The organism is Clostridium polynesiense, from assembly GCF_000820705.1.
Lineage (GTDB): Bacteria > Bacillota > Clostridia > Clostridiales > Clostridiaceae > Clostridium_AA > Clostridium_AA polynesiense.
In genome coordinates this window covers 1-12,754 of record NZ_CCXI01000154.1, presented here as the reverse complement: position 1 = coordinate 12,754, position 12,754 = coordinate 1, and the positions used below count along the sequence as shown (strand labels likewise).

The following is a 12,754-nucleotide window of genomic DNA, read 5'->3' as shown; positions in this document are numbered from 1 at the left end:
TTATAAAAACTGAGCAACAAGGGATGAGAGCTTGGACGTCAAGTCTGCAGGAAAGTTGAAATTATCAACCGCTTCAACACCTGCAATATTATCCTTAATGTCAACTGCTATAGCTTGACATTCATTAAATATAGAAGTCTTAACAGGCATTAGCGATGAGGCAATGGCAGACAGCCTTGAAGATACTAAATCATCTTTGATGCCCTTTTCCTGTACTTCAGCAAGAATTGCTATATAGGATTCTATACTTCTCGATAGAAAATCAGCATATCCCATAATATTATTTGCAGCCATAGACATTTCATCCTCAGCACATATTATATCAACCCTCATTTACAGCCCCCCTCTCATTATCCATTTAGATAACTCATCTGTCTTATTTGCTTCCTCGATCTGACGTTCCAAATCTGCAATTTTCCGCTGGTAATCATCAATCTTACCTTCATAAAAATCAATCTTGTTCCTATAGTTCCGTAATTTTACTGAAATAGACGCTAACAACGCAGCATACACAACTCCAACAACCTTAGGACCTATACCAGATAAAATATTGTGCATCCCTCCATAATACCTTTCTGCTGTAATGCTATTTTTCTTCACATTTACAACATCAGATAAGATTTTTGACTTATTGGAGTTTATAGTATGAAAATCCTCTTGAGACTTCGTCACAGTAGACTTGAATATACTTAGCGAATCATAGCTTCTCTCGCATTTCTTAATCTGACTTCGAGCGTTAACTATTTGAGTCATATAGGTTTGCTTTTTTGATTCTAAATACGAAACTATGCTCATATTCCACCTCCTCTATGGGCGCTATTCGCTTTTTAACTTTCACACACTGACTATCATTAATATAGTAGATTGAACTTGTACTATTTTAATACAACTTTTGTATATTCATCAAAACTGCCAAATCAAATTTCACTTGGCAGTTTTGAAGTTATACTTAAACAATATTTTATTCATCATATGTTACTTTAACGCCATCAAAGCTTCCGCTGATATCTTCAATAGTAAATTCCTCATCCTGCTTCAGGCCTTTTACGGGAATATTGAGGTGGACGAGTAATCCATTGTCCGCAGGAAGCTTACCCATAAAACTTTCATCGAAATCCAGGGTAGCTTTAGCAATTAATGCATTTTTGTTATTAAATTTCATATTCAGGTCGCCATGGAGCTCTTTAAGGGGCTTATCCATCTTGTTTACAAAAAGACACGCTGTAACCATTTTTCTTTCTTTATGATTGTAGATGCCTTTCAGGAATACAAAATTTACAGTATCCTCCTGGTAGTCAATGTGAACATTATTTATAGCCTTATACACGCTCTCATATTCTTTTTTTATGTCTGGATCTGTCAATTGTCCCTGATGAGCCTTCGCCACCATAACCTTGATAGCCATAATACAACCTCCTATATTAGTTAACCCAATTTTCAATTCTATGAACAAGAGAGTTAACAGCTGATTCAAAAGACCCAATCAGGCCATAGCACCTTGATGCTTTGTTTTCATAGTTTGCTTTTTCCAGGTTTAAGGCATCCATATTAGCATCAATGTTGCTAATTACCTCATTGTAATTTTCAACTAAGTCACTGACACTATTTTGGTATGAGTTTTTATATAGATTGCCTTTAAAATCATCATAGCTTTCTTTTGAGAAGTCTTTTACACTATCTCTATAGCCCTTCATGATTTTTTTATCCTCTGCAAGTCTTTCGTAAACTGCATCTATATCAGAAGCGATGGCAAGATAGCGTTTCCTTTCTTTTTCCTTATCCTTTAACTGAGATTTTATTTCCGCCAAAGAAGATTTCAAATCATCTAAAGTTGCCATAACTACCCTCCTATCTCTGCTTACCAATTTTCCTTACAGAAAGAGTAAGGAAGTAAGCTGTTAATATTGTAAATACAATGGTTAATATCATTGTAATCGTATCAAAATTAATATTTGCCTGGGAAAATGGGAAATTACCTAAGGTAAAAATAATCCCTATGTATACAAGTACTATAAGTATCGCCATCACCCAAAGACAGAAAACCAGTAAGTTATTATATTTTCTTCCACGCACTATATTAGTAAGAAAAAAATTAGCGTTATGAGCTGCAGGTCCAGTCCCTTCTGCAATTTTCTTCATTGACATTATCATAATAGCAATAATCAAAGCAGAAAGAACCTGGAACATATTTAAAAACACTGCCCACCATGAAATATACTGATTAAGTACACCAAAAATATTAGCTGAAATCCAGCAGAATACTGACGGCATACCTACATGAAAGCTAATTTCTTTCTCCATCATAAGCCTCCATATATTCATTATTGCTGCTATGGAATTCTCTCTTCAAAAGCTGATTCCGTCTTATAAATACTAAGACAGTGGTTAACAGATTAAAGAATATTCCGGCAATAAGCAGCACTGCACTATAAACCTCAATTTTATCCTCCGGAATCACATTGAAAGGCATCATAATAGTAGCAGCTGAAGTTAATTTACCAGAGGCTAATGCCCATACACCAATGCTCATTATAGTATATGTTATAAAAAGAATTACAGAAGAAGCACACCAAACATTGGATATACCTTTTCCTGATTTTTTTAAATTCCTTGTATAGTGAGATTGCTCTCCTGATCCAAATTGGCTAATTTCTAATCGTTTATTTACATTAATATCAAAGGAAAGATATATAATAAACTGAACAATTGTAGAAATTCCAAATAAACCAACATAAGGATTCAAGAAGGTACATAACAGCGATAACACTAATGTAAACATCCAAAGCATTATTAATTCCCCCCTACTTACCACTACCAATTTATATAAGGCGTCGGAACAGTAACATTAACTTCAAATCCAAGCAGGGCCTGAGCCTTTACCTTAAGGGAAGTGGCATTTATATTTATTATATCAGTCTCAATTGCGGTTTGACTTTCCGCATATATAGCAAAGTCAGCACTTACCCCAGCATCCGCTGCTACTCCAAAACCAAAGAGATCCTTTTGGGTGTTATTGTCTGAATAAGACAAAATAGTAGTTCCAATACCCGCTGAAGCTTCTGCTGCGGTGGCAGAGGCATCAACTCCAAGAGCAAATTGTCCATCTTTTTCAAAGGCAAAGGCTGCTTTTCCATCGGCACTTAACACCTTAGCCTCGCCGTTTACAGCGACATTTAATTTCTCTGAGCCAAGGACCGCGGAACCTTTTGCATTTATCACTCCTGCCCCTCCAGCCACATTGAAGCCTACATATTCCTCTGAAAAACCTGCTTTTGCCTCACCCTCTCCATAAAGTACTTTGGCGGAAGCTCCTAATTTAAGATAATCAGTAAACTGAGCATGACCATTGGCCGCTGCAGCTGCAGCCTTCCCTTTTGCAAAAGCCGCTCCATCTTCAACTCCTGCTTCGTAGGATGCTTCTAAGAAAGAATAGCCTCCATAAGCATAAACATCGGAAGCAAGTCCAGCGGCCCATTGATCTTCAGAAACAGTTACCTCACCGGCACTATAGGAAAAGGGATCCTCCTGAAGCATAAGATGAAGTGCTAAATTAGAGGACTTTGTGTACCAGGGCTGAGATTTCACATTCCCTATATTATCGGTGTTTAACTTACCATCATCGCTGTAGCAGTGGCCCATGGTATTCTTAATCAAGGTTTTAAAAGCTGTTATTCTCTCCAATAACTCCTGGGCATTTTTAAGTGCATCATCATCAGCTGCATACAAATCTTCTCTAATCTTCGTTAAAGCCTTATTTGTCTTTTCGTAGCTGCTATGAACGCTGTCCAGATTCAGTGCTTTTACTGAAATATATTTTTCTGCCTGCTTTAGTGCTGCATTAAGTTCACTTTCTGCACCACTAAAGGTTGACTCTTTAGACTTCAGTGTCTTACCTATATGATCTAACGCCTTTTCGGAAACCCTACCATCCTGGGTGCTTTCATACTGTGAGAAGGTCTCAGTAAGTACCTGTGCTATTGATGTAATTTCTGAAGAGACATCCATCATTCCAGTAATAATATTTATCGCACCATCAGCTATATATTTTTAAAAGCATCTGCAGCATCGCCTCTAAAATGGTTTGAAAGTGATAGCTTATAAGTATTTTTATACTGATTGTATAATGCTTCTAAGACAGTTGCTTCATAACTTTTAGTTTTTTCATATAAGCTGTTTACCTTATTATTATCTAAAAACAAATCACCTTTTGAAGCCATATTCATTCTCCTTAATCATTCTACTTAAAGATAAGATCCTTAAGTGTTTTTGCTGCTATTTCACCGTCTGTATTCATCCATTTCCCTTTAATCAGCTTCATGCTCTGCGTATCCAAATCAAGCATTTCACCAAATAAGGCAACGGTTTTATTAAACTCTTCAATACATTCCATATATTTGTCAATGCTTTTCAGCTTCAGCCCCTGGGCCTCTAAATTATACTTCAGCTTCTTAATCTTATCTGCTCCAGATTCAAAGCTATCAATCTGTTCCTGGAATTCTGCAGGACTGAGATACACCTTAGACAAACTCCACCGCCTCCTTTTTCAAAACAACCTGTGCTTCTGTTATCTTAAAATGTGATTTCTCACATAGTTCACAGTACAGCTCATAGGTACAAGAACCAATAAAACTTATGTATTGTGCCAGGGATATATCATTAACCATCATGTCAGCTCCCATCATCGTAAAAAGCTCAGGGTATTTTTTAAGCAGCGTAAAATACCTTTGTAAAATTTTTTTCTTAAGTAACTGAAACTGCTCCTTTAAAATTTCTTCATAGATTAAAGGCTTTACCGGCTGCAGAGTTTCATTTTCAAAAATAATATTAGCATCCAGGGAATCTACATATATATCTACATTAGAATAAGGTAAATAGGCAGCCTTGAAATCCAGTATAACCTGCTTTGTGAAATTCGTAACCCCTGGATGTAAAAAATCAAAGGTTACAGCACTTAAGCTAAAATTTTCCCTGGCAAGATTTAAAAGATGTGCATCCTGCTTTAAATATGGATCGTAGTAATTGTTTTTCACTTCAACGGAATGGTTCCTTCCTGGCAGCACTGATTCCACTGCATCATATATTAATTCCGCTTCGTGAACAGCACCGTTTATATATAAATAAATATTACCTGGTACAAGAAGTGTTTTAGCACAGCTTATAAAGGTATCAAAGTCAATTCTTTCTATATCATTTATCAATTCTCTAAGCTCAAATTTTTTATTTAAATCAGAAAACTCAAAGATCTTCAGCTTGCCTCTAAATTTACCGGATTTATATCTCCTTTCAAAAGTATCCTTGGAGATATTTTTTGCCTCTTCAAAGTCCTGCTGATTATATTCATCATAAAAAAGCTTTTTTAAAATATACTTTAGCTTTTCAATATATTCTCTCTTCTCTTCACTAAAAGATATAATGGATTTTCCTCTTAAAACATCATACCTAATTCCACCGTGACTGCAGGTAAGACGCCAATACTGAAATAGAATGTTATAAAAGGCATAGCTCCCGGCAAAAGTTATCTCATTATCTATAAGGAAATCCTTTGTTATAAAGCCGCCACCAAGTGCTATGGAGGCAAAGACACTATCCTTGTCATAAATCTCGTTATTCAATTCAATTTTAATTTTTCTATTTACCATAATGTCATCTCCATAAATTATTATCAGCGCCCCTCAGCCTTAAAGCGAAGGGGCACCAATAATAGAATTTAACCCCTAAACTGATTTGCTATGCTGTTGTCAGTTTCTTCTACGATCTTCGCAGTAGAATCCAGGGCTGCTGCTATTTCACGGATGAGCTCTTCTGCCTTGACAAAACCAGGCTTTAATTCCTGATAACGAGCTGCATAGGATTCACTTGCTGCCCCTTCCCATTCTCCCTGAAGCATCTGGAGAAGAGAATCCATCTTGTTAATTACTCCATTAACAGTACCAGCTTCAGTTCTATACTGAGCTGCTCTCTCCCTCATTTGATCTGGGGTGATTCTAATTTGGTTTGCCATAAACAATTCCTCCTTGGATATTTTTATAATTTTACTTGGTTTACCAAGCATAATTACCATAATTAATTTTTTGGGTATAAGCCGTGGTTATACGGTACACTTAATACCCAAATTTTTAATAACATTAACTAACTTGCCTATAAATCTCAATTAACTTGTCCTAGACTCCCTTATACATAGAGGAGTTTTAATCTTTGTACAATTATTCTCCTTGATGTAATAGCAATCTCCAAGCTCTATAGGCTTCTTGAAATTCCTTATCATTGCAAGAGGAATATCAAAAATTTTCATATTAGCCATATCGTCAAAGTATAATAAATGACGACCATCACGAATATTTTTCAAAATTTCCGGGGCACTATAAGGAATATTCGCATTTTCCACCCCAGCTACTATAATGCAGACGTTCATATTCTTATAACGGCCAAGGATATTTTTATATGCTGTAAGGGCATCCATATCATTACTGATAGCTATAAGTGAATCTTGATTATTAATCACAACCATCAAAAGCTCTGAAGCAGATAAAACCTCATCCTTTCCTGCAAGCAAAGCATCATATCGGTCTTTAAGCTGCACCTCAACATTTTTAATAATAGTAACAGCATCTTCAGAAACAATTGAATAGGCTTCAACGTTGTCCTTCTTCTTGAGAGAAGACAGCTTTTTGCTTATGCCATCAATGATATATACCTTGCTCTCCCCAGGGTACTGGCTTTCCAGCATCCCTATGGAATATTTAATCCAGTTGTGCTTACCTGACTTCTCTCTACCGGTAACAGCAAGGATTCCTAATGCTGCAAAGTCCACAGACAAAGGAGTAACAGTGCCATAATCCAGCCCCATAACAACGTTAAATTTATTCTGCATATGGCTGCTAAATTGTTCACTGACATAGGCATCTGTAAGTGAAGCAGGAATGAGAGGTATGTTTCGTGCAGTGATATTTTTGTGCTTACCATTAATCAAAGTAATATATTCTTTAATTTCTTTAACCCTATCAATTTCTTTTTCACCTTTAAAGGCCAAATACGCCTGACATTCAAGATGCCTATTCTCCACTTTGATAATAGCTCTGCCAGGAATGTTATCTATTCGTTCACTGCAGTGATCAAACAATGCGCTATATTCATTAGAATCATTAGAGTACATGGCAATCCTCGTAGAGAAGTTTGATAAGTATCTGTAGCCAATACCCGCTGTGTGAGAATTAGCTATAACAATGCTGATACCTACAGAAAGCCCTTCCCTGCATAAATTGAGAAGCTCATCATCATCATCCTTGAAATACATTTCCTTTAAGGCAGTCAAATTATCGATGATAAGTACCATAAGAGGTATGTCTGTTCCTCCAGCTTCTTTATAAGCTGAATAAGAGCTAACACCGAGGGATATAAGCTTTTCCTTTCTGCTTTCCACCTCAGAATACAGGAGCTTAAATAGGTTCTTAAGCTTTTCATCCTCTGAGGGACAAACCACTCCTCCAACATTGCTGAGATTCTCAAAGTTCTTTAATACCATAGAAGCAAAGTCTACGATGTAAATGGATGCTTCAGCAGGAGAATACTTTGAAGCTATACTCCTTACTATATTTTGAAGAAGATTGGTTTTTCCGCTTTGAGAAGAACCAATGATCATTATATTGTTGCTTTCAATATCCACGGAGTAAACACCCTGATATTGATTTTCCGGATCATCGTAAACCCCTAATTGAACCTGAACACCGCTTTCATTAATCCCCTTTTGTATCTCAGGGTAATTTATATTTTCAGATAAGGGCGGCAGACAGATATCCGGCAATTTATATAAACGGTTATCCTCACAGAACTCTCTTACATATCTTACTATTGCATCCAGCTGGGTAGTATTGTCCTCGCTGTTCTTTTTCTTCTTCTGCACATAAAGTGGAACTCGCTTACCAGCTTCAGAGTAGCTATAAATAGTAAATTCTTTTACATTTGCCTCATCACCCTTTTCAGAAGCACCGCTATAAGCAGATTGGAAAAGCTCAAAAATTTCATTGTTGCCCACCTGCAGGTATGCTCTGCCGGGCTCTTTAATTTCTGCTGCAAGAGGAGATTTAAGCACTTCATTACTGTCTTCCTTGCTTTGCACCTTAAGGCAGAGCTTAAATCTGGAGTTACTCCAAATCTGTTCATTAACCTGACCGGAGGGCTTCTGAGTGGCAAGGATCAAATGAACACCTAAGCTTCGTCCAATACGAGCAGTGGAAATAAGTTCCTTCATAAACTCCGGCTGTTCAGCCTTTAATTCAGCAAACTCGTCCACAACTATTATAAGATGAGGAAGGGGCACAGCTGCTTCACCAGCTTTATATTTTCTAATGTACCTGTCAATATGGTTCACATCAGCTTCAGCAAAAAGTCTTTGACGCTTAGTAAGTTCTGCCTTAATGGATTTTAAGGACCGATTAATTGCTTTACCGTCAATATTGGTAATTGCACCAAGTAAATGGGGTAAATCCCTGAACTGATTAACCATTCCCCCTCCCTTGAAGTCGATAATAACAAAGGCAACTTCATAAGGGTGATAGAGGGCAGCCATAGACAAAATGTAGGTCTGAAGTATTTCAGACTTACCAGCTCCTGTGGTACCGGCAACCAAGCCATGGGGACCATGAGCCTTATCGTGAAGGTCTAAGCTTACTACTCCGGCTTTAGAAACACCAATAGGTGCCGACATTGAATTATATACTTGAGAGCTATTCCAGTTATTTTTCAAATCCATGTCATCTACAGAAATTATATTTAAAAGCTCAAAAAGGGAAATATTCTTAGTAAGGGAGCTTTCCAGGGAGATTTCCTCAGTATATACCGGTGCAAGAATCCTAACGATGTCACGGGCAATCTCATTGCTTATCCTTGGATATACAAATTCTCTGGCATCCCTTTGGTCCTCTACATTGGTGAGGACTCCCCTCTCCTTATGAAGAAGGTTTATGATATATCCACAGCCAAAGGGTATATCAGCCTTTTCTCTGCCGAAGAAGAGGAAGGTAACTCCGAGGTCCTTAGCTTTATCAATAAATTTAGAAATAGGATGATTCTTAAAACCATATTCCTTATAAAAAAATACAACAATGTGATGGTCAAAGGACTTGCTTTGTTCTCTTTCTGTAAGCTCCTTATAGAGATACTCAAAGACAAGATTCTTACTTTCATCATCCCATACGAGAGTTCTTCCGGAGGCTTCCTCAGAATAAACATGGGGAAGCATTCGGAGCCAGTAAATATCCTCTTTATGCTCTTTATCTGATACAAAGACCATCTTCACATCAGAATAATATTGGCGTGCTGCAATATCTATCACCATATTCTTAAACATTTCAAAGCGGAATTTTTCTTCACCCACCACAGCTACGGCATTTACTGACTTAAGATCACATATAACGGGAGCATCAGGTATATATTTATACTCTTCACTGATTAGCTCCGGAATCTGCTGAAGCTCATCTTCCACCTCCAGCCGTTCCTGCTTTTTATAATTAACTGCTCTCTTAGCCTCCACTGCTCCGGTCCCCAGGTACAGGGATAAGAAATCTTCATCGCCGCTCATGCGGTCAAATAAATCTGAAGAAAATTCTAAAATCCTCTCTTTTTCAATTTCCTGAGATATATATATTTTTTCTAAATCCTCATGCTCTTTAGCTCTGTTCTCCTCAATTTCTCTTCTCTTTTTGGCAATGTAAGCATTATACTTCTCAATACGGTCAGCAGAGTCTTTTTTGAATTCTTTATTATTATCTCTTACACTGATGATTGTGGTTAAAATTGCTATACCACCGGTAATACCGCTGAAAATAATCATAGTGGTGCCGCCCATAAACCACATAAAACCTGCTGCAATAAGCATTCCCATGGAGGAAAGCAATCTGGTGAATAGATTATTCTTAGGCTTTTTAGGCTTTGATGGAGGATCTAAAACTTCAATCTTCTCATCGTCAATTACAGTTTTCACTCTTGTACTTCTATTAAACTTCGGATAGGATTCTTTTGTTATTGAATCAATATAGCTTAGTCCTTTAATACTTAAACCCTTTCTAACCTCTGTCCAGAGCTTTCCCTCCTTGTAGTAGAAAAAGAAATCTGAAATTGAGAAAAAATCTCCGCTGTCAATTACCTCCTTATCAGAGGCTTTATTTCCATTATGATAAACACCATAAGTGGTTGATTTAATTATGAGTTTCAGCCTCTTATCCTTATGCTCAAGGGCTATAGCATCCTTCTTCACAAATTCACTGCTTATGACAATATTATTAGAGGAAGCAGTACCTATGGTTATCACGGAGGAATTACTGATATCTATCACTCTGTCATACTTCCTTTTACCGTTATCAAAATCAATGAGAAAATCAATATTGAAAACCTCATTATTAAAATCCTGATACTTAACCTCAAAGGAATCACCATGGCTTAAGGTTTTAGTCATCAATTTCCGTACATCGCCAAGATTAAGATACAGATTATCGGAACAAAGTACGGACCAGCCATCTCCGTTTTTTACAAATACTAATTCAATAGGTCCGAAAAAAAGCTCTTTTCTTAAACGAATATCACAGTCAAGGTTTGTACCAACCTTAACTTCCTTCATATCAGAGGTCAGTTCAATCTCTTTATATATATTTTTATTTGAAATTATTATCTTATATCTACTTTCCACCGCACTGTACTCCTATTCAGTGTAATTTATAACGCTTCCATTCCATAACCCAAAGTCAGCTAAGGTCTTATTGCCTCTAAGCAGTGCAATAGGGTTTTCTGCCTTCAAATAGCAGTTCTTAATATTTGAAATATCAATATCAAGGTTATAGGCAATATTCAGCGCAATAACTAATTCATTAGCAGTAATGCCTAAGGGCACCTCCAGGTCAGTCTCAAAATTTCTTTTTAGAATTTTAAAGGTTATAATTGCTGTTTCTCTTTCCATAAAAATTGCCTCCTATAATATGAGAAAAGCTGCTTTCTGCATTCCATTAACCTTTGCCAGGTCATTGCACTTCATACCATCATACTCGTTGTAATTCTCAATATAATCGTTCACCGTAAATTTCATAGAACTGTTAGGAGAAATTAAAGCATTATACTTTTCTTTATCAAAATTGTTACATACAAATATATATTTCTCACTGCTCACTCCATTAATATTGGATACAAGTAGGTTGGTAGCAAATACAGAAGCTGCTGTCTGCTCCGTTACCACAACCACCTTATCAGCAATGTTAAAAAGCTGAGCCTTGTCTTCGTCGAAGGTCACATCAGCATCAATTACTATATAATCGTAATCCCTGGACTTCTTTGCTGAGTGGGCAATCTTTTCATATATAGAATACTTTAAGCCTAAAGACATTAAAGCTGCTTTAAAGGGTGGCAGATAGCTAAATTCTTCTTTACGAATCACATGCTTTATATCTTCATAAAGGGACCTCCCCGGATTTGCAAGCTTAGAATAGACATCTGCTGCAGCAATTGTACTTGGATTATCCAGCATTCTCTGGAAGGTCTGCAGCCTGTCTGCACCTATATACAGCACTTTTTTATAAAGCTTGGTAAGGCATGAACTGATTCCAAGAGCAACGGTGGTTTTACCGGTGCCGCCGGAAGCAGAGCATATAAGGACAATTTCAGGCTCTTTCTTAACACCATCCTTAAGGTTTAAAACCTCTGAGCTCTTTCCTGTAATTTCATTAAATAATTCCCTGATGCTGGTATATTTAAAAAGACGATGGATGCTTAGATCATCTGTGTTTCCTTCTTCATACTGCTCCATCATTACAAATACATTGCTTATATTATGTCTGCTTAAGCTTTGGTCGTACAGCTCCTCAGAAATTATAAGTATTTCTGCCTTCTGAGGAATTGAAAATAGCTCTCTAAAATACTTTTCATCGCTAATTATTTCCAGATCTATCTTTTCAAAGAATTCCTCAGCAAACTTCTGCTGCAGCGGAAGCATATAGTTTTCATCAGTATCTGCAATTATTATTCTTAGTCTTCTCATCCTGTTCACCTTCCTTACCTAATTGATACCTGAAAATCGCTGTTGGCTAGTCTAATCACATCTCCATTTTTTAAGGGATGAGGCCGGTTTGCCGCCAGTCTTACCTTATTGACAAAGGTACCATTGGAACTGCCTAAATCCGTAATGGTATATGCTCCATCACTCCTGTCAATCTGACAGTGAATCCGGCTGATAGCCTTATTGAAGGTGATTGCACCATCCACACCGGATACATTCTTCCCTATTACATATCTGTCTTTAATAACCTCTAATTCCACATGTAACGGTGCGTTTATTGAAATTATAGTAAGTTTTTTATTCCCAGAGGCTCCTCTCTGTGCTGCTCCACTTTTCATTCTGCTATAAATAGCTTCAAGTGAAAGTACACCGCTTGAAAGATCTGCAGCCAACTCCATGGTTTTTGAAGAGGACAGTGACTCCATACTATTAATCAATTTAATGATGCTTGTCCTTAGTTGATTTTCAAAAGCAAAATAATCTGCAAAAAGTCGGGACCCTATGGGGATATATACCAGGCTCACCTTAAAGGTAGCCGGGTCTACAAATACCTTTTCAAAAGATATATCAATATTTTCACAGGATAAAAACCCATTATTTTTAGCATCAATTATCTTTGAAAGCAGGTTCCTTATAATAGTGAGAAAGCTATCAGTATCAAGAGCAGGGAGCATTGCAATAAGAGATTTTTGTCCATTTGTAAGATAATACAGCTCC

General features: G+C 37.0%; 15 protein-coding genes. All 15 read right to left on the bottom strand.

Annotated elements, in window-relative coordinates:
* Positions 1 to 333 carry a hypothetical protein gene (locus TA89_RS16525; protein ID WP_040214962.1) on the bottom strand — a complete coding sequence of 111 codons (333 nt, stop codon included), beginning with the start codon at positions 331 to 333 and terminating at the stop codon, positions 1 to 3.
* A complete protein-coding gene (locus TA89_RS16520) occupies positions 334 to 795 on the bottom strand; it encodes a hypothetical protein (RefSeq protein WP_040214960.1) in 462 nt (153 codons plus the stop codon).
* A gap of 166 nt (positions 796 to 961) precedes the next feature.
* Entirely contained in the window at positions 962 to 1,405 is a 444-nt protein-coding gene (locus tag TA89_RS16515) for a hypothetical protein (RefSeq protein WP_040214959.1), read from the bottom strand.
* 16 nt (positions 1,406 to 1,421) lie between these two features.
* Positions 1,422 to 1,838, bottom strand: a complete 417-nt coding sequence (locus tag TA89_RS16510) for a DUF5082 family protein (protein WP_040214957.1) — start codon at positions 1,836 to 1,838, stop codon at positions 1,422 to 1,424.
* Between the two features lie 10 nt (positions 1,839 to 1,848).
* Positions 1,849 to 2,301, bottom strand: coding sequence for a hypothetical protein (locus TA89_RS16505; RefSeq protein WP_040214956.1), 453 nt, complete (start codon positions 2,299 to 2,301; stop codon positions 1,849 to 1,851).
* Entirely contained in the window at positions 2,285 to 2,788 is a 504-nt protein-coding gene (locus TA89_RS16500; RefSeq protein ID WP_040214954.1) for a hypothetical protein, read from the bottom strand. The genes TA89_RS16505 and TA89_RS16500 overlap by 17 nt, the downstream gene beginning before the upstream one ends.
* Before the next feature lie 23 nt (positions 2,789 to 2,811).
* The gene (locus TA89_RS16495; RefSeq protein WP_082023992.1) at positions 2,812 to 4,008 is read right to left on the bottom strand and encodes a T7SS effector LXG polymorphic toxin; all 1,197 of its coding nucleotides are present in this window, start codon (positions 4,006 to 4,008) and stop codon (positions 2,812 to 2,814) included.
* Positions 4,009 to 4,037: 29 nt separating this feature from the next.
* Positions 4,038 to 4,217 carry a hypothetical protein gene (locus tag TA89_RS16490; protein ID WP_040214950.1) on the bottom strand — a complete coding sequence of 60 codons (180 nt, stop codon included), beginning with the start codon at positions 4,215 to 4,217 and terminating at the stop codon, positions 4,038 to 4,040.
* Between the two features lie 20 nt (positions 4,218 to 4,237).
* Entirely contained in the window at positions 4,238 to 4,525 is a 288-nt protein-coding gene (locus TA89_RS16485; RefSeq protein WP_040214949.1) for a hypothetical protein, read from the bottom strand.
* Entirely contained in the window at positions 4,518 to 5,639 is a 1,122-nt protein-coding gene (locus tag TA89_RS16480; protein WP_040214947.1) for a hypothetical protein, read from the bottom strand. Before TA89_RS16480 ends, TA89_RS16485 begins: the two co-directional genes overlap by 8 nt.
* 68 nt (positions 5,640 to 5,707) lie before the next feature.
* Complete coding sequence (locus TA89_RS16475) at positions 5,708 to 6,001, bottom strand: WXG100 family type VII secretion target (protein WP_040214945.1); 294 nt, start codon at positions 5,999 to 6,001, stop codon at positions 5,708 to 5,710.
* Between the two features lie 150 nt (positions 6,002 to 6,151).
* The gene (essC, locus tag TA89_RS16470) at positions 6,152 to 10,681 is read right to left on the bottom strand and encodes a type VII secretion protein EssC (RefSeq protein ID WP_040214943.1); all 4,530 of its coding nucleotides are present in this window, start codon (positions 10,679 to 10,681) and stop codon (positions 6,152 to 6,154) included.
* A gap of 12 nt (positions 10,682 to 10,693) precedes the next feature.
* On the bottom strand, positions 10,694 to 10,948 hold the full coding sequence (locus tag TA89_RS16465) for an EsaB/YukD family protein (RefSeq protein ID WP_040214941.1): 255 nt from the start codon (positions 10,946 to 10,948) through the stop codon (positions 10,694 to 10,696).
* Positions 10,949 to 10,960: 12 nt separating this feature from the next.
* Complete coding sequence (locus tag TA89_RS16460; protein ID WP_040214939.1) at positions 10,961 to 12,019, bottom strand: AAA family ATPase; 1,059 nt, start codon at positions 12,017 to 12,019, stop codon at positions 10,961 to 10,963.
* 14 nt (positions 12,020 to 12,033) lie between these two features.
* Positions 12,034 to 12,754 (bottom strand): FHA domain-containing protein (locus TA89_RS17855; protein WP_052447581.1); only part of this gene is annotated, 721 nt, incomplete at its 5' end.